Source organism: Pseudalkalibacillus hwajinpoensis, assembly GCF_039851965.1.
GTDB lineage: Bacteria > Bacillota > Bacilli > Bacillales > Guptibacillaceae > Guptibacillus > Guptibacillus hwajinpoensis_E.
The window spans coordinates 161,912-183,598 of the sequence record NZ_CP156675.1 but is presented as its reverse complement, the minus strand read 5'-3'; the positions used below and the strand labels follow the sequence as shown (position 1 = coordinate 183,598).

At 39.7% G+C, this 21,687-nt stretch carries 13 protein-coding genes and 1 pseudogene; 3 read left to right on the top strand and 11 right to left on the bottom strand.

All coding sequences use genetic code 11. The annotated features are described in order from the left end of the window. Nucleotides 1–3: 3 nt before the first annotated feature. Together nikB and nikA are read right to left on the bottom strand one after the other, a co-directional pair. Nucleotides 4–939 carry a nickel ABC transporter permease subunit NikB gene (gene nikB / locus ABFG93_RS21985; RefSeq protein ID WP_347552926.1) on the bottom strand — a complete coding sequence of 312 codons (936 nt, stop codon included), beginning with the start codon at nt 937–939 and terminating at the stop codon, nt 4–6. An 18-nt stretch (nt 940–957) separates the two neighbouring features. Continuing rightward, a complete protein-coding gene (gene nikA / locus ABFG93_RS21980; RefSeq protein WP_347552925.1) occupies nt 958–2,583 on the bottom strand; it encodes a nickel ABC transporter substrate-binding protein in 1,626 nt (541 codons plus the stop codon). Nucleotides 2,584–2,833: 250 nt separating this feature from the next. Between nikA and ABFG93_RS21975 the strand changes: the two genes are divergently transcribed. Then, a complete protein-coding gene (locus ABFG93_RS21975; RefSeq protein WP_347552924.1) occupies nt 2,834–4,051 on the top strand; it encodes an MFS transporter in 1,218 nt (405 codons plus the stop codon). 1,185 nt (nt 4,052–5,236) lie between these two features. On the opposite strand, the gene ABFG93_RS21970 is transcribed toward ABFG93_RS21975, so the two are convergent. Beyond that, on the bottom strand, nt 5,237–8,359 hold the full coding sequence (locus tag ABFG93_RS21970; protein ID WP_347553223.1) for a glycoside hydrolase family 97 catalytic domain-containing protein: 3,123 nt from the start codon (nt 8,357–8,359) through the stop codon (nt 5,237–5,239). A gap of 186 nt (nt 8,360–8,545) precedes the next feature. Further along, nucleotides 8,546–9,550 (bottom strand): LacI family DNA-binding transcriptional regulator, encoded by a 1,005-nt coding sequence (locus ABFG93_RS21965; RefSeq protein ID WP_347553222.1) that lies wholly within the window; start codon nt 9,548–9,550, stop codon nt 8,546–8,548. A 540-nt stretch (nt 9,551–10,090) separates the two neighbouring features. Between ABFG93_RS21965 and ABFG93_RS21960 the strand changes: the two genes are divergently transcribed. Further along, nucleotides 10,091–11,197 (top strand): collagen-like protein, encoded by a 1,107-nt coding sequence (locus ABFG93_RS21960; protein WP_347553221.1) that lies wholly within the window; start codon nt 10,091–10,093, stop codon nt 11,195–11,197. Between the two features lie 690 nt (nt 11,198–11,887). On the opposite strand, the pseudogene ABFG93_RS21955 reads toward ABFG93_RS21960, so the two are convergent. Together ABFG93_RS21955 and ABFG93_RS21950 are read right to left on the bottom strand one after the other, a co-directional pair. Continuing rightward, nucleotides 11,888–12,076 (bottom strand): annotated as a pseudogene (locus ABFG93_RS21955) (IS110 family transposase); the annotation flags it as partial. 148 nt (nt 12,077–12,224) lie between these two features. Further along, nucleotides 12,225–13,202 carry an asparaginase gene (locus tag ABFG93_RS21950; protein WP_347553220.1) on the bottom strand — a complete coding sequence of 326 codons (978 nt, stop codon included), beginning with the start codon at nt 13,200–13,202 and terminating at the stop codon, nt 12,225–12,227. A 130-nt stretch (nt 13,203–13,332) separates the two neighbouring features. On the opposite strand from ABFG93_RS21950, the gene ABFG93_RS21945 reads away from it, so the two are divergent. Further along, on the top strand, nt 13,333–13,686 hold the full coding sequence (locus ABFG93_RS21945) for a helix-turn-helix domain-containing protein (RefSeq protein WP_347553219.1): 354 nt from the start codon (nt 13,333–13,335) through the stop codon (nt 13,684–13,686). 1 nt (nt 13,687) lies between these two features. On the opposite strand, the gene aspA is transcribed toward ABFG93_RS21945, so the two are convergent. The 5 genes from aspA to ABFG93_RS21920 all read right to left on the bottom strand — a co-directional run bounded on the left by aspA (nt 13,688) and on the right by ABFG93_RS21920 (nt 21,672). After that, nucleotides 13,688–15,100, bottom strand: a complete 1,413-nt coding sequence (gene aspA / locus ABFG93_RS21940) for an aspartate ammonia-lyase (RefSeq protein WP_347553218.1) — start codon at nt 15,098–15,100, stop codon at nt 13,688–13,690. A 32-nt stretch (nt 15,101–15,132) separates the two neighbouring features. After that, nucleotides 15,133–16,149, bottom strand: coding sequence for an asparaginase (locus ABFG93_RS21935; RefSeq protein WP_347553217.1), 1,017 nt, complete (start codon nt 16,147–16,149; stop codon nt 15,133–15,135). Nucleotides 16,150–16,188: 39 nt separating this feature from the next. Continuing rightward, entirely contained in the window at nt 16,189–17,616 is a 1,428-nt protein-coding gene (gene nhaC / locus ABFG93_RS21930; RefSeq protein ID WP_347553216.1) for a Na+/H+ antiporter NhaC, read from the bottom strand. A 929-nt stretch (nt 17,617–18,545) separates the two neighbouring features. Further along, the gene (locus tag ABFG93_RS21925; protein WP_347553239.1) at nt 18,546–20,033 is read right to left on the bottom strand and encodes a glycoside hydrolase family 32 protein; all 1,488 of its coding nucleotides are present in this window, start codon (nt 20,031–20,033) and stop codon (nt 18,546–18,548) included. 163 nt (nt 20,034–20,196) lie between these two features. After that, a complete protein-coding gene (locus ABFG93_RS21920; protein WP_347553215.1) occupies nt 20,197–21,672 on the bottom strand; it encodes a glycoside hydrolase family 68 protein in 1,476 nt (491 codons plus the stop codon). Nucleotides 21,673–21,687: the final 15 nt, after the last annotated feature.

The window sequence follows — 21,687 nt, the reverse complement described above, 5'->3', positions numbered from 1 at the left end:
GTACTACCTTCCTTTTCCTGAAATACGCGGATCAATATACATATGAATAAGGTCAACGATTAAGTTGCTTATAAGAAATAAACCTGCAGCTAACAATACATAGCATTGAATAACAGGAACATCACGATTAAAAATAGCCTCGATAAAATACCGTCCAAATCCTGGCCATGAAAATACTGCCTCTACAATGATAGCACCTGTCATCAGCTTTCCTAAATTCATTCCGAGACCAGTAACCATAGGAGATATGGCCATTCTAAACACATGTTTTCCCATTATTTTTCTTTCATGAATTCCTCTTGTTCGGGCGAAAAGCACATAAGGCTCTTCTAAATTTTCAAGAACGCTGGCACGTAATAGGCGGGTATATAAAGCAATTAAAGGTAAAGCCAAAGTTATAGCGGGTAAAACTAGATGTTTCCAAGTTCCTATACCTTCTACTGGGAATATGTCAAGTTTTACAGAAAAGAAAAAAATCAACAAATATCCAAACCAAAAGGAAGGTATGGATGCCCCGAAAAAGGAGAGAAATCGACTAAAATGGTCGATTCCACTGTTTTTCTTTATACCTGCTAAAAAACCAAGTGGGATACTGACTAGGATTGCTATGATGAGGCTCCCTAAAGTTAACTGAATGGTTGCTGGTATTCGAGAAGATACCTCTTCCCATACAGGTTTACTCGTTACATAAGATACCCCAAAGTCAAATTGGGATATCTGAATAACAGAGTTTATATATTGTACAAGAAGAGGCTTATCTAAGCCAAACTCATGTCTTTTTTGGGCCAATAGCTCATCTGTTGGTTGGATGTTTTTTGCAGCTAAGTATGCCTCAGCAGGATCCACTGGTGATAAGTGAATCATTCCAAATGTTATCAAAGTAGCTAAAAGATAAATTGGAACGATCGTCATAATTCGTTTCAAAATAAAATTGCCCATAAGAAAAACTCCTGTCGCTTACTCCTCGATACTAATACCTGTAAATGGATGTTCATCCCGGTTAGTAGGGAATGTAAAATTAGAAACATCCTTTTGATAGATTGCTATTTGCTTAATATAAGAAATCGGTACAATTGCACCTTGCTCTTGTAGTGTAGCTAGAATGGATGAGTAAAGTTGTTGACGTTCCTTCTCATTTGTTGTTTGTTGAACTTCAGCAATTTGGTTCAGTAACTCCTCTTTATTTGGATAAGATGAAATAGCTTCTCTAAACCCAAATCCTTCTGTAGCAACTATGTTTACGAAAGTATGTGGGTCATATGGAGCCCCATAGTTACTATAGAAATTCATATCAAACTCATTTTCACCGAATCTTTCGACTTGAGTAGTAAGTTCAACTCCATCAAGATTTAATTGAACGCCTATTTTCGCCCACTCGGATTGTAATGCTTGTGCCATCGTTTTTTGAATGGATTCAGCAGAGTTATACATTAACTCTATTTCAAGTGGTTTCCCGTCTTTTTCACGAATATCTTTCCCTTCTGGTAACTTCCACCCTGCTTCATCTAATAATTGTTTAGCTTTTTCAATATCATAATTAACCGTTGTTACATCAATATTTGAAGTGTAAGGCATATTAGGTGGTAAGGTATAGTCAGCCTTCTCTTCCAACCCAGATGTTACGCCCTTAACAATTGCTTGTTTATTAAATCCATAATGTAATGCTTCGCGCAACCGTATATCAGAGAGATTTTCATTATTTGTATTCATAACTAGCATTCTAGTAGCTATTGGTTCAGAAATACCAGATTTATAGGAAGCTGTGGATTTTAATTGGTTAAAAGCATCAATATTAATAACACCTTCACCATATAAAAGGTCTAATTCACCTTTTTCAAAGGCTAGAACGCGTGTTTCAGCATCAGGAATGATTTTGACTTTAACTTTCTCTACTTTTGGAAGTTCACCCCAGTAATTTTCATTTCGTTTGAAAATAGTAAATTCATCTACTTTATGTTCATCCAAAACCCATGGGCCTGTTCCGATTGGTTTTGCTACACCTTTTGAAGTGTCCCCACTTTCAGGAAATCCTGCCTCTCCTAAGAAACGTACTGGACGAACAACAGCTAACTCCTGAATTGTAGGGTAGTATGGTTCTTTTAATGTAAACTTAAATGTATGTTCATCTACGACCTCTGTACTATCAATTAACGAAATAAATTTTAACCAACCATGTGTTTTTTTATTTTTTAAGATAGTGTCAAAGTTCTTTTTCACAACCTCAGCATTAAAACTTGAGCCATCAGAAAATTTCACACCTTGACGTAAGTTGAATACATATTCTTTTCCATCTTCAGAGATTTCCCAAGATTCCGCTAAATGAGGCTTTAGCTCTCCTCCATCTTGGTAGCTAACTAAAGGTTCATAAATCATAGATTGAGCAAACATTTGAGAAGGATTATAGACATGGGGGTTTATTTCACCTACATCCCTCGGCCAAGAAAAAGTAATCATATTACTACTTTCACTAGTAGATTCAGTACTTTCTGTAGTTTTACTTGAACATCCTAGTAAAGTAATGGATAAAATAAGAATTATTGCAAACATAAGTAAAAATCGTTTTTTATTTATTTGGTTTGACATAAAACTTGCCCCCTAAATCGAAATTGATAATCATTATCAATGGTAATGTTTGAACATTTAATTGTCAATATGGGTTTACCATTTTCTAAAATATTCGACTAAGGACATTCTATAAACAAAAGCTATGTGGTAATTGATATAAGAGAATACGGCGAAATATGATTGCTGTAAACGTAAAGCTATGGAAATTTTTCAATCTAATTAAATATCCAAGCCTCATTACCGGGTTGCCGTCAGGGAGGAAAAATGTATGGAAAACCCACCACCACTGTTTCGAAACAGAGCTTTTCTACTTGTCTGGATGTCAGGTCTAAGCGTCATGCTGGGATTTTCGATGTTCTTTTTGTCTGTTTCCTGGTTCGTGGTAGACGTACTCAGACAGCCTGCTCTTCTTGGTATTGTTATGATGTCCGTAGCGATCCCACGTGTCGTTATGATAATTTATGGAGGAATCCTTGCAGATAAAATTCGTAAATCACTGATTATGTTTATTACAAATATGCTGCAGGTATTTGTAATGGTTGCCATGATTCTACTTTATAATATCGACGCCTTACAGATCAGTTCATTAATCATCATTGCACTCGTTTTTGGCTTTCTCGATGCCTTCTTCTACCCTGCAGTTTCTTCGATGATACCGACTATTGTGAAGGATCAGGAACTCCAGCGGGCGAACTCTTTGTTTCAAGGTTCTACAGAAATAATGTTTATTATCGGCCCAGTGATTGCCGGTTTTCTGCTCACGATCGGAGACTTCACTCTTACTTTTTCTGTTTCAGCTATCTTGATTGCTGTTTCCACGATATTGGTTTTTCCCTCTTTTGTAAGAGATCCTGTGACGGAAAAACGAATCAATGAAAGGACTGTTTTGGATGATTTAAAAGAGGGACTAAACTATGTGAAAAACTCTCCGCTGCACAGGACGGGAACCCTCACTATCGTCATTATTAATTTATTCATGATTGGTCCTATGATGATTAGCTTTCCTTTTCTTGTCAGTGCACTAGGAGGCAGTCCTTTCGAATTGAGCCTGTTAGAAGGTGGGTTGGCTGTCGGCACCTTTCTCGCAAGTGTGGTGCTCGTTGTTTGGAATGTAACACTTCGACGCGGCAGGCTGGTGCTTTTTTCCTTGATTGTATGTTTTTTATTTTTCTTTGTATTCAGCCAAGTCGAAACGCTTTTCTTTCTTGTACTGCTCGCAGCCCTTACCGGATTTTCGGCAATGTTCGTTTACCTTCCTACAGTGACGATGGTCCAGGAAAAAACGGATAAAAACAAGCTCGGTCGTGTGATGAGCATCATTACGCTTGCAGCAAGTGGTTTTGAACCAATTGCGTTCGGGTTCATTTCCTTTCTTGTAGCTTCTGATCTACCTATTCAAACAGTACTGACCTATACGGCCAGTACCGGGCTTCTCTTAGGAGTTCTGCTAATTTGGAAAAGCACTGCTTTTCGAAATATGGATTAAATGCCCGTTTAGAAACAACTATAATTCGATCGGAAGAACAATAAGACAAATACAACGAAAGGGTCAGACTTAATCACCATAAAAACTTCTTTACGTTTTGTACGATTAAAGAGGTTTATAAATTCTTTTTAAGCGCTAACGTTTTTTACGATCGCTTTGTAATAGGAAGCGCCGAGTAAATTTGCTCATAAGTTTACGGCTAAAGGCATCAGTGATCGGCTCCTTCCCTTGGTATAAAAAAATACTCGCTCATCTTCCAGTTGTCCTTGGTTTGGAATAAGGGCATCTGATTTAACGTAATAGCATCTAGATGCCTCCACTCTCCTGCCATTTCCAATGCTTCTAAAAAACGTTCGCTGAGACCAGGAATGGGTAGGCATAGCGGATAGATTCACCAAGCACATGTTTCCTGTAGAGTGTTCTAAAAAGTGTAATGAAAAAAAAGGAAAATAGAAAATTCATAAAAAAGCCTCCCTTAAGATTGATTATCTTAAGGGAGGCTTTCAGCTGTTTTAGATTTTTTGAAAAAAATCCAGTCAAAACCTTATCATACCGAGGGTTAGGGAGTTATCACATCATGTTGCCCATACCTTTGTTAGTATAAATAAGTATAATTAAAGTTTAGAAACCTTATATTATCAACGCTTCTATTTAAAAATTCTACCCTCTAATTAAATAAAACATCATAGATTGTGCACGGTGTCCAGTCAAACTCCAGTCATAAATGACCTGGAAAAATACATGATCGTCATACAGGCACTACCTCTTCTCATATTTATTCCTACAGCTACAGCTCATCATTCTAGGAACCTAACCACTTTGATGTGACCAAAGATCAGATCAATTCGCTTCTTTAAAGATCCATTCTCTTATTCGGAGAACATGTAAATATCATATTAATTTATCGCTAAAAGAGTCGGCACTATTTAGAAATAGCCTCATTAGCCTATTAGCAAGGGGGATAACGTTTGCTAAGCCCAAAAAGAGGTTTTCCAGTAGTTCAGAGAACATACGGAAAACCTCTTTTTATATTTTCAAGTAAAATTCCCCAAATTAATAAGGAATAACCAAGGGTACTCGATTAGGTACCTATAGATTCACAGATATGCGAAATATTCTTCGCCGCAAATACGAACATACTCCTCTATTCGGCATCGATCTCTCTAGGTATATGTTTGTAGGTAGTTATTTCTCATTATCTTCATCTTCCTTGATTAGTTCAATCGGAGTCAGAGGTCCATCGTATAATCCACCCCCGTTCTTAGCATCAAATACGCGGATACTTAGAACATTTTCTTCACCGTAGCGAATCACTTCTGCAGGGATCGTATATTCACGCTCCCAATCCCATGCAGAGATCATTCCTTGCTCTCCTTCTCCCGTCGGGAAACTGCCAGACTCGCCGATCATTTGACCATTCACAAACGTTTGATCAACATCATCTATTTTTCCAAGCTTCACTTTTAACGAATAGCCTTTCCATTCTTCTGGAATATGGATCGCTTTTCGATACCATCCATAAGTGTCGTCTTCGAAGTAATTGGAATGATCTTCCCAACTGCTTGGAAGGTTAACCTCTTGCCAGCTACTGTCATCGAACTCTGGAGACTTCCAAGTTTCATTATCTCCTTTTTGGAAAAGCCAGCTTCCCGCAAGATTTATTAATGGCATGGCTATAGGTTCAGGTACTAAGTTCCCTATGGCAACCGTATAAGCGTCTGCTTTCCCATTTGTATCATAGGTGAAGGTCACTTTCTGAGTACCTCCGCCTGCTTGAGCGGGGACTTCTACATCATTTGTTTCTACTTCCTCACTATTCACAGTAAACGGAACAGTTGTTGTTCCTGAAGTTGTGCCATAATTGGTCACTGTGGCTTCAGCTATAATTCTATCCCCATCCGCTGTTACAGAAAGGTTGCTATATTCAAAGGTTGGTTCTTTTTCGTTGACCTCCACTTGATTGACACCCAGTCCATCAACTTGAACTTTATATTTCCCTGGTTTAAATAGTTTATTGTATGAGAGAGTCACTTCTTTGATACTGTGAGGTGCAATTCTGATCTTTTCTTCAGCTACTTGCTCACCATCTACCATCAATTGGACCGTTTTACCTGTCACGACTTCACTTTTATTCTCCGCTTCTACCGTTATCTGGAATTTATCATTGGATTGGATAGCTTCTGGGACATGTTGATAGGAAAGTTTCAGCTTAGGATCCTTATATTTAGGAAGCTCTTTCCTTTCCTCTTTAGAAGCAGGATACATTCGTACAGCTTGTCCGCCTCCTGTGGCCATGGAAGCCACTAGTGTATCTTTATGGCTGACAATCACTTTCTGAATAGAAACAGCTTCAGGATTTTGTTCCAAGTCCGCATCATGGGCGTCAGAATAAATCTCCGCAACATACTTCTTGCCTTTATCCAAAAAGTCTAGGTCGACATCCAAGTCTCTCGCCTGTTCATCCGTAATACTACCGATATAAAATTCATCGCCACTGCGGCGGACAACCGTAGCATAATCACCAATTGCAGCATTTGGAACCATAATATCGTCCCACGTTACAGGTACATCTTTGATGAACTTAAATTCTGGTAAAATCTGTCCATCTTCATCTTTGTAGTTTTCAGGTAAGTCCGCAGCCATTTGAGTACCAGAAGAAATCGTGACATACATAGCTAATTGTTTGGCACGAGTCGTATGGACCCTGGTATCTGCGTGGGAAATTTCCACATCAAAGATACCTGGTGTAAAATCGATCGGCCCAGCCATCATTCTTGTAAATGGCAAAATCGTATCATGTTCTGGCGGGTTATTTTGATCTCCAAACGCAGCATATTCCATTCCCATGACACCCTCACGACTCATCCAGTTCGGATAAGTACGTTCGAGACCTGTCGATTTGATCGGTTCGTGTGTATTAATCATGATTTGGTGTTCTGCTGCTTTCTTGACTGCTTGATTATAGTGGTTGACCATATATTGACCATGGTGCTTTTGGCCCTCTGGATTGTGCATACCGTTGTCAGCAACGTACCCACTCTTAATCGCATGTATCCCCATCTGTTGATACAAACGGTATGCTTCATCCATTTGCTCCTCATAATTGAGGATATCTCCAGATGTTTCATTATGCATAATATAGGAAACGTTACGATCTTTGGAATATTGAACTACTTCTTCTAAGTCGTAGTCAGGGTATGGTTTCGTAAAACTAAATTGATCTCCATTTTCTATCCAATTTCCATCCCAGCCGATATTCCATCCTTCCACTAGTAGACCGATATTTTGATTTTCAGTGTCTAAGTATTGATTCGCAAAGTCGATATAGCGTTTGGCATTTTCTGTGGTTGCTCCATGCTTTTCTCCGGATGCCCAGGTTGATTTTCCACTGATCATTTCCCACCAAACACCCACATATTTCATCGGTTCGATCCATGAGGTATCCTCGATTTTACTAGGTTCATTTAGGTTCAAAATCATATCCGATTCCACTAGATCCCCGGCATCTTCACCGATTTCAATCGTTCTCCACGGAGTTTCAACAGGAAGGGTATCCTTTTTCACTTTCACATTGCTGTCCGGCCATGGAGCAAGAATACTTTTGAATGTATTCTTTTCCCCTTCTACCGCCTGCAAAGCCATCCCTGAGTAGTCGACGAGCTCCGCTTCATGAACCGTCATGTGAATACCCTCTGGTGTTTTCATTGTAAATGGGGTGCTGACTTCCTCCACCTCACTTAATGGTGTTTGATTGTAATTGTATTCGTAACTGTCCCAGTCATTCGGAATCCACCAGGACGTGTTATTGCTGGAAAATTTAAATTCCGTATCTTCTGAAGTAATTTGCAGGTTCTCATCTAAGTTCTCTTGTTTTGGCAGCACATAGCGAAAGCCTATTCCATCGTCATAAGCTCTGAAGACGAGATTCATTTTTCTGTGTGGGAACTCTTTTTCCTGGAGATACACGGTTAACTGATTGAAGTGGTTCTTGATGGTATCCTTTTCTCCCCACACAGGCTCCCAGCTTTCATTAAACGTTTCGGTCGCGGTATCCACAATCTCAAAATTACTGTTCAATGGATCTTGGCCTTTAAATTGAAACCCCAATGAAGAAGGCTCAACCAATTGCACCTTCTCATGAGAGAGCTGGTATTGGGGTTCCCCGTTTTCATTAAGGTTGAAGGTTAGATCGATTTTCCCATTTGGCGAGCCTACAGAAGCAGATGAACCATCAGCCCAAACCATAGTGGCTGAAAAAGAAAATAGGATGCTCAGCATGACAAAAAGGGTTATACTTTTTCTAATCATTTTCTTCCTCCTCTTAGTTAGATGGGACGTGAGAAGTACAAATTAGCAATTCTTCATTAGCAAAAAGAGTAAACGCTTACGTATGAGATTATGGACATCCCCCCTTTATTTACAACCATTGTTCTGCCGTTTTTCACCCTCCGCATAATTTTTAACGTAAACGCTTACGTAAATCCTTAAAAAAATTTATTTTATTTTTTTCACAGATTCTCGCTCTACTAAATGATGGGGCATCACGCTAGACTCTGCTTGCTTATCATTTTTTAGAGTAAGGACCATTTCGATCGCTTTTTCTCCCATTCGCTGAAATGGCTGAGAAATCGTTGTAAGTGGCGGAATGGACATCTCCGATAGTTTTAAGTTGTCATATCCAATGATTGATACATCCTCTGGAATACGTATCCCTAGTTTGTAAGCAGCGGCTATTGCTCCTATGGCGATTTCATCACTGGCAGCAAAAATACCCGTAATTTCAGGATGACGTTCTAAAAGTCGAGGTAGGCTGTTGATTCCATCTTCATAGGTGAAACTAGTTTGTTTTTTAACTAATGATTCAGAATAAGGAAGTTCCGCCTCTAATAGTGCCCGCTTAAAGCCTTCAATTCTCGACCTTCCAGCCAGGAGATCATTCGGGTTCCCTGAGAGCATTCCTATTCGTTCATGACCAGATTCAATAAGATAATTTGTAGCCGTATAAGCGGCATGAGAGTCATCTACCTTAACATAAGGCAATGGATATTTGTAAGACTGCGTCAATACGAGCACCACTGGGACGCCCATTCGCTGAAATGCCTTATAATATTCCTCATTGACCTCTTCACTCACAAATACAAGCCCATCCACCCGCTTCTCACTTAATAACTGGATATATTTCAAGGTCTTTTCGTGATCTGCAGCTGTATTACACACAATCACACTGTAACCTTCCTCATTAGCCCGGGCTTCAATTCCATGTAGGACTTCTGATGATAGAAGACCGGATACACTAGGGAAAAGCACTCCAATTGTTCCTGAATTTCGATTGACAAGCCCTCTGGCAATCGCATTTGGCTGATAGCCAATCTCCTCAATCGCCTGCAAGACCCGCTGTTTTGTTTTTTGAGAAAATCCGGGTTGATTGTTCAGGACTCTGGATACTGTTGCAATCGAAACATTCGCTGCTTTTGCTACATCTTGGATTGTTGGATTCATGATTATTACACCTTACTTCCACTTTACGTAAACGCTTACTCAATGAATATCTATACTATACCTACTTGATATTTTTTCGTCAAGCTAATTAGAAAAGCTTTATAGGTAAGGAAGAGAATTTATTGTCTAGAATATCGATTAAAAGTCTACAAAGAAGATCTTTTTTCTATTACTGCTTTAAAAAGAAAAGCCTCCCACGGGTTCAATGAACTTGTGAGAGGCTTATAAAATTTTAACTCTATTTTTTGAAAAATCCAGTCAATTTCAACTTGAAAATCTTTCAAATCCTTGGTATTAAAGGGTTTATAAGAAACCAAATGAACCAACACCCCTTTATATATAACGGAATTTAATGAGACATCATAAAAACAAGTAATGTAATAAAAAAACACCCCCAAAAACCTTTCTTTTTCCTTGTATTTGTTCTCAATTAAGAAGTGTTTTTTGTGATTGATGGTTAGAAATACGTATCATTTCCTATTTGCCCGTACCATTAAGTACTTAATCCCATATATTATTAAAAACCAAAAGGGTGGACTTATGTCATTAATTAAAGGTAATTCGTGCAACCAATGTAAACAAAAAAATCGTAATTATTGTTGTGATTGTTGTTGTGATTGTAAACACCTTCTCCCAATTCGGGGACGACAAGGGCCGCCTGGTCCAGAGGGGCCGCCTGGTCCAGAGGGGCCGCCTGGCACTCCGGGAGGACCAATAGGACCAGTAGGACCAGCAGGACCAACAGGGGCAACTGGACCTCAAGGAATTCCTGGACCAACAGGACCACAGGGACCAACAGGACCACAAGGAACTCCAGGATCACCGGGAGCTACGGGGGCTAGGGGAATACAAGGACCTGAAGGAGCAGTTGGACCACAAGGATTAACAGGATCAACAGGAGCAACAGGGGCAACAGGACCACAAGGACCACAAGGAATTCCTGGACCCCCAGGTGGGTCTGGAGGACCACAGGGACCACAAGGAATTCCTGGTCCAGCTGGACCAACAGGTGCGACAGGACCACAAGGAGTTCCAGGGCCAACAGGACCACAGGGAGAACAGGGAATTCCAGGGCCAACAGGAGCTACAGGAGCTACAGGACCTACGGGAGCTACGGGACCCGCAGGGCCACAAGGAATTCCTGGACCCCCAGGGACAGCAGGAGCAACAGGACCACAAGGAGTTCCAGGGCCAACAGGACCAGCGGGACCAGCAGGAGGGGTATTAGATTTTGCAGATTTTTTTGCATTGATGCCTCCTGATAATGCAGCAACAGTAGCTCCTAATACAGACGTAAGTTTTCCACAAGATGGGCCTACTAGTGGAACGGGCGGTATTACCCGTACAGGTCCCAGTTCATTTAATTTATCAGAAATTGGTGTTTATCAGGTCTTGTTTCAGGTGAGTGTGAGCGAAGCTGGACAATTGATTCTAACTCTCAATGGTGCTGACCTAGCCTATACCGTGGTGGGAAGAGCCACAGGTACTTCTCAAATAGTAGGGATGGCTCTTGTAGAAACGACATCCGTCGATTCAGTACTAACTGTACGAAATCCAGCTGGCAATTCAACTGCCCTAACGATTACTCCTCTGGCTGGAGGGACCAGACCTGTATCAGCACATCTTGTTATCACGAGACTCCAATAGACGGGTAAATAGAACGAAACGTTTAAACACTAAAATAAAAAATTAGCAATAACAATAAACAGTACCACATCATTCACATATAGAAATAGGAGCTGATTCGAGCTCCTTTTCTTGATGGTTACAAACTCCTGAATGTTGGGAAATATCTTTATAACTTATTGAACTAAATAAACTACACCGTGAGTTCAATAAGAAAAGGAGAAATTAAGAAAAATGCAACCAGTAGGGAAAAACAGAAATAAATGCTTGATAATATCACTCCCATAAAATAAGACTTACTCCAGTAAACTCGCTCTATAAAGAAAGGATAATCTTTCGATTTTTCTAGTTTTATTAAGTTTTTATAGTTGTACATTATTAATAATAGCTTGAATCATGGGATTAAGTTGAATTAATGGACAATTTTGGAGTTTTAGAGTAATAAAAGGCTTATCCACTTAACCACTCCCTTCCAAAAAGTGGGTAATGAGCGAAAATATGATCGCACATGTGTGGATCTCCACAAACCTCATGGAGGTCAACCCTCCCATGTCTCACAGAGTCTCTGCTCCAAAATTCTTCGTTCAACCTTTCCATGAGGTGGATGTCAGCTATGCTGCCCGACAGGATAATTGTCCGTATTTTTATTGATTTGCCTGACTAATCCGTGCTTCAAGTGTCTTAATAAAGAACTAAATAAACTAGCGTAATCTATGCTGCTTCCTGTGATAATGCCATATGAGGAATATCGCTTAACATTCTTTCTTCACTAAATTCAAACTTCTTTTTACCGATAGCGAACAAAATACGAATTAACTTGTTGCACAAAGCAATCATAGATTGCATCTTCTTCAATGGATTATTGGGCCGAGTTGTATAATACTCATGTAAGGCTTTAAAAGCTGGTTGGACGTTATCACATCATGCAGCCCATACTCTGAGTATCTTAAATACATAAAATTTACGGATTGAAAATGCTTGTATGACCAGTGTTTCAACTTAATTATGACCGGTCTTTTCATTTCCTTTGACTTTCTCATAAAAACAGCTATGGGGTATTGGAACTTTCTACGATTTCTTTCACTTCGGAGAGTTTTAAGGTTTTTCCCATTGCCCACATCAGCTTCGGTAATAGGGCTTCTGTATTCATATCATTAGAAAGGATGACTTTGCTTTGATCGATCAACCGTCCCACCTTATAAAGAGATAAGTCAGCACCTTCCTCTAGACACTGCGTAGTTATAACTACAATTTTGCCTTCTTGGATTAAATTCTCGACCGTCTTAGAAAGGTCTCGCCCCAAGAAAGGAAGGCCTCCGCTCCCGAAGGTTTCGATGATCACTCCTTTAAATTGATCTTTGATGGAATCCAGGATTTCTGGTTTGACACCAGGATACAATTTAAATAAATGAACATCGGTGCATAACCCGCTTTCTAACCTCAGTTCCCCATCCGCCTTATCAGTGACCTCCATGTTATGTTGTATGTGATTCCCTTCAATATAAGCAATATATGGATAATTAATACTCTCAAAAGCATCATAGCTTTCCGTTCTCATCTTGACTGCTCTTGTACCTTCGATCACTCTGCCGCCAAACACCACAAATACACCTGCAGCGCCTTTGGTTGCATACGTAACAGCATCTGTTAAGTTTTTGACCCCGTCCGTTTTTTTAGCATCGATCGGCTGAATCGAGCCAGTCAAAACAACCGGCTTCTGTAAATTCGGCAAAAGATATGATAATGCAGCTGAGGTATAGGATAAGGTATCCGTACCATGTGTTATGACAAAACCATCAAAATGGTGATAATTGTTATAAACAGCTTTTGCAATTTCTTCCCAGTGTTCCGGCTGCATATTTGAACTGTCTATATTCAAAACTGTTTCCGTACTTATATGCACTTCGTTTTCATTCAATGGCAAGTAACGAACTAACTCCTCGATGGGAATTCCCGGTATCAGACCCTCATCTGTTTGTATACAACCTATCGTTCCGCCCGTTGACAATAGAAGAATTTTTTTCATTATCTCCACACCTTTTTATTAAGAAGAGTCAAAAACTCTAACTGAATTTTATCTAGTTTACCATAACAAATAGGAATAATTTTGGTCAGAACCATAATTAAGCTATACTAGTTAATGGGAGGATTACCAAATGAAATTAACTAGACTCACTAAGCTTCGTAAAGAGAGAATGTGGACGCTTCAAGAAACAGCAGATCAATTAGGGATTGCCAAAAGTACATATGCAGGTTATGAATCGGGCTACCGACAACCTTCTTTAGACTCGCTTATTAAATTGGCCGATATTATGGATACATCTATCGATTACTTATTGAATCGTATTGAGGACAGCCAGTCTCCCATAAATAATAAAACGATTCAGTTAGATCATTTCGACCAGAATGAAAAATGGGAGATCCGTATCGACGATGAACGTTTGACTAAAGACGAACTGACTGATTTCATTGCTTTTGTTCGAGCAAAAAGACTGATAAGAAAAGCGTAGATCAATGCACACTTAACACTCCAGGACTAGTCATTTTATGTGTATCTAAGATTCGATTTAATTCCGTATCTGTCAGTACACCTTCTTTTAAACACACATTCCTGATCGTCTGCCCTGTATAAAGCGCCTTTCTGGCGATTTCAGACGCTTTCTCATAACCAATATAAGGATTCAAGGCGGTTACTACGCCTATACTATTCTCTACATTGTTCTTCATCACGGATTCATTTGCCTTAATACCTTTAACGCAATAATCTGTAAACACTCCAAAACCATTTTTCATGACTTTAATGGATTCAAGTAAATTAAAGATAAGGACTGGCTCCATTACATTTAATTGCAATTGTCCTGCTTCAGAAGAAAGGCAGATGGTTTGATCATTTCCAACCACTTGAAAAGCGATTTGGTTGATGACTTCTGCCATCACCGGGTTTACTTTACCAGGCATGATTGATGAACCCGGCTGGCGAGCCGGAAGATCAATTTCATTCATACCTGCCCGAGGCCCAGAAGCCATTAGTCGAAGATCATTAGCCACCTTGGACATATTTAGCATACAGGTTTTCAGATGACCCGAAATTTCAGTATATAAATCTGTGTTAGCTGTTGCATCGACTAAATTTTCTGCAGACACCAAAGGATATCCACTTATTTTTCTAAGATTACTTACTACTCCGCTGACATAATCAGGATCCGCATTCAACCCTGTCCCGACTGCCGTTGCACCTAAGTTGATTTCATATAAATTCTCAAAGGAGCTGTTGATCCGCTCAATGTCTCTACCAATCATTCTTTCATAACTTCCGAATTCTTGCCCTAATCTTATAGGTACGGCATCTTGAAGGTGTGTTCGACCTACTTTAATCACATGATCGAATTCTTCTGCTTTCTCCATAAAAACACCTTTCATTTTACGCATAGAGACTAGCAGCTGGTCCAGTTGTGATAGTACGGCAAGATGAATGGTCGTCGGGAATGTATCATTGGTAGACTGGGACATGTTCACGTGGGTATTAGGACTAAGATATGGGTAATCACCTTTTTCCTGTCCCAATATCTCTAAAGCTCGATTACATATTACTTCATTCGCATTCATGTTAATGGAAGTTCCTGCACCTCCTTGTATCGGGTCTACGATGAATTGATCATGATGCTCTCCATGAATGATTTCAGTAGATGCCTTTATAATAGCATTTCCCAGATGGGATGAAAGACGCCCAGTTGAAATATTCGCTTCTGCTGCTGCTTTTTTCACCATGGAAACGGAGGTGATTAAAGATTCATGGATACGATAGCCTGTAATCGGGAAGTTTTCAGATGCTCTTAAGGTTTGTATGCCATAATATGCATTTATAGGAATCTCTTTTTCACCTAAGAAGTCTTTTTCAACTCGACTAGTTTTCACTTTATACATGATGTAACCTCCTGAAATGTTGTAATCGAACCTTATAGCGATACGTCACAATTAAATAGATATTCATTGCTTTCACTTTCTATATCCAGGTTGATGTAGTGAATCACTTCTTTCATAGAGTGGTATTTCCCAAGATAAATCATTAACTTCGATAACAAAGCTTCTGTGTTCATATCGTTTGAGATCACTACTTTGTGTCGGTCTATCTTGCGCCCTACTTCATATAAATCTATGTCAATTCCTTCTTCTAAGCATTGAGTAGTAAGGACAACCACTACTCCTGACTTTATCAGCGCTTCAATTTCTTCCGCTAAATCCACTTCGTAGAAAGGAATGCCTCCGCTCCCAAAACATTCGATGATGACGCCTTTGTAGTTATTAGAAATGAACTGGAAGATCTCCTTATTTATCCCAGGATACAGCTTAAGTACAAAAACATCTGTACACATTCTAGTTTCTAATTCGATCCCTTGATCTCTACTTATTTCTTCAGGCTTCGTGTGATAAGTGATATAAGAATTATCTACATAAGCGACGTATGGATAGTTAACGCTTTCAAAAGCATGTTTACTTTTTGTCCTTAATTTCACAGCTCTTGTTCCTTTGATTACTCGCTTGTTAAATACAATATATACGCCAGCCATCCCATCAGAGGCATAATGCACAGCATCAATCAGATTTCTTTCCCCATCAGAATTCACTAGTGACATCGGAATTTGAGAACCCGTCAAAATAACAGGCTTATTTAAATGTAATAACATATTATCCAATGCTGCCGCAGTATAGGCCATAGTATCTGTACCATGAGTAATGACAAAGCCTTCATATTCTTCGTAGTTGTTGTAAATGATTGTTGCCAGTTCAATCCAGTGGTTCGGATAAATGTTTGTACTGTCTAAGTTCAACGATACCGTACAATCCACTTCACAGTTGAATTGGCTCACCAAAGTTCGGATCATGTCTTCAGGACTAAGTTCAGGTGTCAAACCTCGCTCGCTCTCAACCGAGGCAATCGTGCCGCCCGTACCGATAAGAAGAATTTTTTTCATCTATGGAACACCCTTTCTTTGCATGCTGTATTTCTGTTGTTATTTAGCCAAATGTGTCACATCTTCTTCTGAATCCGTTTCCTTCTCCTCAGAGTTCGTGTACCAAATAAACTTACCTGTATATCCGTAAATAATGACAAGCGCGATCGACACAAAGCTCATCCACATGAATGGTAGATAAGATAATGTAGAAACACCGAGTATCCCCGCCATAAATATCCCGTTATCAGACCACGGAACCATACCTGATGTCATTGTCCCGCCAACTTCCGTATTTCTCGACAAAACCCTTCGATCGATGTGAAGCTTGTCATAGCTTCTCTCCATAAGCTTAGGAGTCAGGATTAAGGAGACGTACATTGCACACCCAAAAATGTTGGTGAATAAGCCGGCAAAGAGCGTCGAAACAGATAAGCTTCCTGCGTTTTTAATTTTTTCTACGAAAGTATTCATGATTACCGTTAATACCCCGATCTTTTCTAACATACCGCCAATGCCCAAACCAAGAATGATTACTGCGATAGAACCAAGCATTCCGCTGATTCCGCCCCTGTTAAGCAAGTTGTCAATGAATTCGGAACCCGACTCCAAACGGAAGCCATTGTAAGCAGTTTCAAGTGCAGGTACGAAATTAGTATCTTGAAAAAGGACGGCCCAAACGACTCCCACCAACGCACCAAATGAAATAGTAGGGATGGAAGGCTTCTTTAATACCAACAAGCCTATTACAACTAACGTCGGCACCAGCATGAGAGGACTGATATTGAACGTATCATCCAATGCACCCATAATTGAATTGATCCTGTCTAAGTCAACACTGCCGCTACCATGATTGAATCCGGCTATGGTGAAAAGTATCGCTGTAATTACAAATGCCGGGACATCCAAATACAGCATCGATTTCACGTGGGATATGACATTGACTTTTGACATTGATGCTGCAAGTACCGTACTGTCTGAAAGCGGTGACAATTTATCCCCGAAATAAGCACCAGACAAGACTGCACCTGCTACTAATGGAAGTGGCAAGCCGAGGCCCTCTCCAATTCCCATCATTGCAATCCCAGCTGTTCCAACCGTTCCCCAAGAAGTTCCTGTAGAAAGGGAAGTTAAAGCGCATATAACTAAAGTAGCCAACAAAAATATGGACGGATGAATGAAGTCCAAACCATAATATATAATTGTCGGAACGACTCCTCCTGCAATCCATGTACCGATCAGAGCACCTACAGCCATCAAAATGATGACAGCTTCTAATCCATTCGAAATACCTTTAATAATCGAACCTTGCAATGAATCATAAGTAAATCCTATCCTCAAACCAAGTAAAATGACGATAAACCAGCCTACAAATAATGCTAGTTGAATAGGTAATTCAAAAAGAGCTGTAAAAGAGAAAACGACAGCCAAAAACGCCACCAACACACTACAAACTTCCAATAGAGACGGTAACCTTGCTTTACTCATTGCAATCTCCTCCTATTTTCTTTTAACAACAACCTTAAGTACGCAATTCGAGAACATTTTTCATCATAATACCACAAATAAGCGAATTTTTAAATTTTATTTACGCATTTTGAGAATTTTCAAGGGTTATATTTTCCACTTACTACTTAATTGGGCAGTTTTTAGTCCATAAGTTATTAGAATTGAAGATGCCAATAGGGTGTGAATCGTTCTACAGGAGGCTTTTTCATTAAATTCTATCTTTTTTTTGGCATAACAATTCGAAGTGTGTCGGGATCTAACCATAAAAAAACCTCCCTTAAGATTGATTATCTTAAGAGAGACTTTTAGATGTTTAAGCTTTTTATAGAAAAATCCAGTCAAAACTTATATGTAAGGTTCCAAAACCCTATCATAACAGGGGTTAGGGGGTTATCACATCATGCCGCCCCATACCCTGAACTAAATAAATACTAGAAGAAAAGATGTACAACCCCCTATATAATCGGTGTTCCGACTTTACGGTATTAGTATGAGGTGAAATAAGATATCAGTATTAATGAAGAATATCCAGTCAAAATTCAGTCCTAATACAGTGGATCTTATAATTAATTCAGTCCCTGGTTAGAGTAGGTAATACTTAATGAGCAGAGGATTGGAGTTTCCAACATTGCTAGTTAATAGTTTAATTGATTGTGGAGCTAATAAGGGGGATGCTTCATACACTCCCCCCTTATTAAACCAAAAGAATTTAAAGTACTGTTAATTTCATTACTGAATGTTCAACGTTAATTCTTTGGTTTTGAGGATGCAAGATGTTGGTTCCTAATCCTTTTTGTGTTTAACTTAATGTCTTTATCTCTACCACCTATTTCATTGGAAGACTTCTATTATAGAGACTACAAGAGGGAAGAGAAGAGGGACTAAACCCTCCTAACATTATTAAGAGGTTAGTCATGGATGGAACCCATATGCTTAATTGCTACATTTTCAAAAATTGCCTTTCCACCTTCAGAGAAAAGAGTAATTCCTTGGTCCTCTTTGGGAGGAAAGACTTGATTGGAGTGAGCAACTTTCCCATCGTCGATAAATACTTCAACGCTTGTCTTATCAACTAGTATTTTTAGATGAACACTCTTTTTATTAATATCCACCGGTGCTCGGCTTTCCAGCATCTGATTTGTATCATCGGGATGATTTGTAGAGCCGCGGTTTACATAGGAGTACCCTTCTTCTGGAAAAATCCCAACATCGATATGACGGGATTTGTCGCTGGATTCCCTGAGTCTGATCCCTACATTTTTAAGTTCTGACCAGAGGATGTCTGCTTCCAATTGATAGACATCTCCCTTGATATCAAGTGTCTTTGAGCCAGCAACCTTGAGCTTAGGATAGGTATCAGTAGACTGTATCAGTTGATCGATTTCTTTATTTGGCTGGGAAGCAAGAAAATAACTACCTTGTTCATCTCTCTTCAATTCTATTTTTCTGACAATCGAGTCCTGGCCATTAAAACCTTCTTCTAACGTCGGAGTGTTATTCGCATACCCCCAGTTGTTCATCCATGCTAATGCATAGCGGTGATCGAGCTTATCTTCACTTTTTCCGTCTTCAAAGGTTACCCCCGCATACCAATCAAAACCGTAATCAAGCCACTCAGGCTCCTCATGATCGGGAACAAAGGTTTTACCATTATAATGACCGACCCAATACGCATACGCGTTTGGTTTTCCTTTGGCCTGGCCGTTTGCACTAACGCCCATTACCCACTTTATGCTGCCGTCATCAGCGCGCATTTGAAATAGGTCTGGACACTCGATCAGTCCGATATTTTCAGTCTGGAACCCGCCTGTGTAATGCCAGTCTTTCAGGTTTTCAGATTTATAAAAACCGATTTTTGACCCCTCCGCCATTAACATGACCCATTTTTTTGACTTCTCCTCCCAAATAATTTTAGGATCTCTAAAGGCTTCTGTTCCAGGATTTGTCATAATGGGTTTGTTCTTGTAACGGGAGAACGATTGACCATCATCGGTGCTATACCAGAGGTATTGCTCTTGCTGACCATTTGCGGACGGCTGGGTTACTACAGCCACAATGGCGTCTTTCCCAAAACCGGCTGTATTTTGATAATCCACCACCACAGATCCGGACCATGGATCGCCGTTTTCATCTGTGTATTTCATGATAGCAACACCTTCGTCGTTCCAGTGAACCAGATCTTTAGAGGTCGCATGGCGCCATTCCGTTCCGTTTCCTACCGGATAATCTTTGTTATAGAGGTAATAGTAGTGATACTTCCCATTAAAATAGATGGGTCTTTGCGGGTCATTTTTCCAATTGTCGGGAGCTGTGAAATGATAATTCGCCCGATATGAGTACGGCTCCTTTTCTGAATTAGGACCTGGAGATACCTTAGAATTATTCTGTTGCCACATGTAAAGTATAAGAGCTAAAAAAAGAAGGATGAGGAAGGAGGCTCCCAGCCACATTCTCGGATGATTTTTAAAAACATTCATATTTCCTTACCTCCATATCTTTTGCTTATGATAAAAAAAAGAAAATGCCGAATGATCCCGGCATTTTCTTCTCATCGAAATTTTACTCTTCATCATGCAGTTTGATTTGACCTTGCTCAAGTATGCTATCTTCAACAACAGATGATTTCTTACCATTCAGCTCTACTTTAAAGCTTGGAGCAAATGTGGACTTATGATCTTCAAAGTATCCTCTGTTTGTCATATAACTAGTAACTACGGTTTCGTCCGTACCTTCCTGAGGGATTAGGTAGTGCGCGTAGTTCCAAGTGATATCATATGGATCAAGGTCGTGGTGAAGAACAATACCTGTTTTGTTCATTGGCTTAAATGTGCCGTTTAGAGAGTTTGATACATAACCAAGCAAGTAGATATCTTCGTTATCAATGCCATCAATCGTCATCTTAGATCCGCGGGCACTTGTGAATAGATACCATTTGCCATCTTGTTTGAAAATGTTCGGGCGTTCAATTTCATCTGTTACTGTATTAGAGGCAACCAAAGGCTTCATGACTTTTTTCAATTTATAATCGTCAGTGATTTCAATAATTCCGACAGCACCATTCGCTAGCTCAGCATACTCTTTTTTAGGGCTATTCAAGAGCTGCTCTTTTTCGTTCTGGAAGAAATGGTTGCTGTTGCCGTAATAGGCCTGATTGTAGAGAGACTTCTCTCCAGAGTACCCATAGTCTGTTCCTGTATTTGCTTCAAATACAAGATATTTGTGACCATTTTCCTCAATATAGTGAGGGTCTCTGAAGGTATGGTTTTCCTTCCAGTTTATCTCATCGCCTCCAAAAGCTTGCTGTACATTTTGATAAACGGATCCGTCGCCGCCTTCAAAGATTGATTTATGATCTTCGACACCGTCCACTTGAAGAGTTCCCGCTTTTAGTTCAGAGATATTTACTTGTGCAGTTGTCAATGTTTGTTTTCCGTAAAGCTCTTTATCTACGTTAAAATCAGTACGGTTTGTATAAAACAAGCGAATTTCTCCGTCAGAAGTGAACGTGGCAGAACCAGACCATTCTTCTGATTGATTTTTTAAGTATTTATCGTTTGCTTCGAACTTATCATTTTCGTCAAATACACGTCCCGCATTTTTCCAAGCGTCGATTGATGTTTCATCCGCTTTTTTGTAGAACAAATAAATAAATGTGTCTTCAGGATTTCCAGGTTTACCAGCTAAACCAAAAAGGATATGATATCCTTTATATTCCGCTACAGTTCCGTCCGCGTTTTGAAGAGGCCATGTATCCCACACATCCAATTTAATTTCTTTTCCTTCTTCATTAACCCTTGTAGCGGAAGGGATGTTTTGAATGGTTGATGCATCGAATTTTGGTACAGTGTAATCCTCATCCCCATGCTGTTTGATCATATCCTTCATATCAGCACGAGTGATATGAGAAGTGCCATAGTCCTCTTTATAATCTTCTGGAGCTTTTGGCTCCGCATGGGCGAGATCGCTTCCCCCTGCTAGAATGACTGTGCTGAGTGTCAATACCGTCGCTTGTTTGGCAAGACGTTTCAGATTCATGTTTTTCCCCCTAGA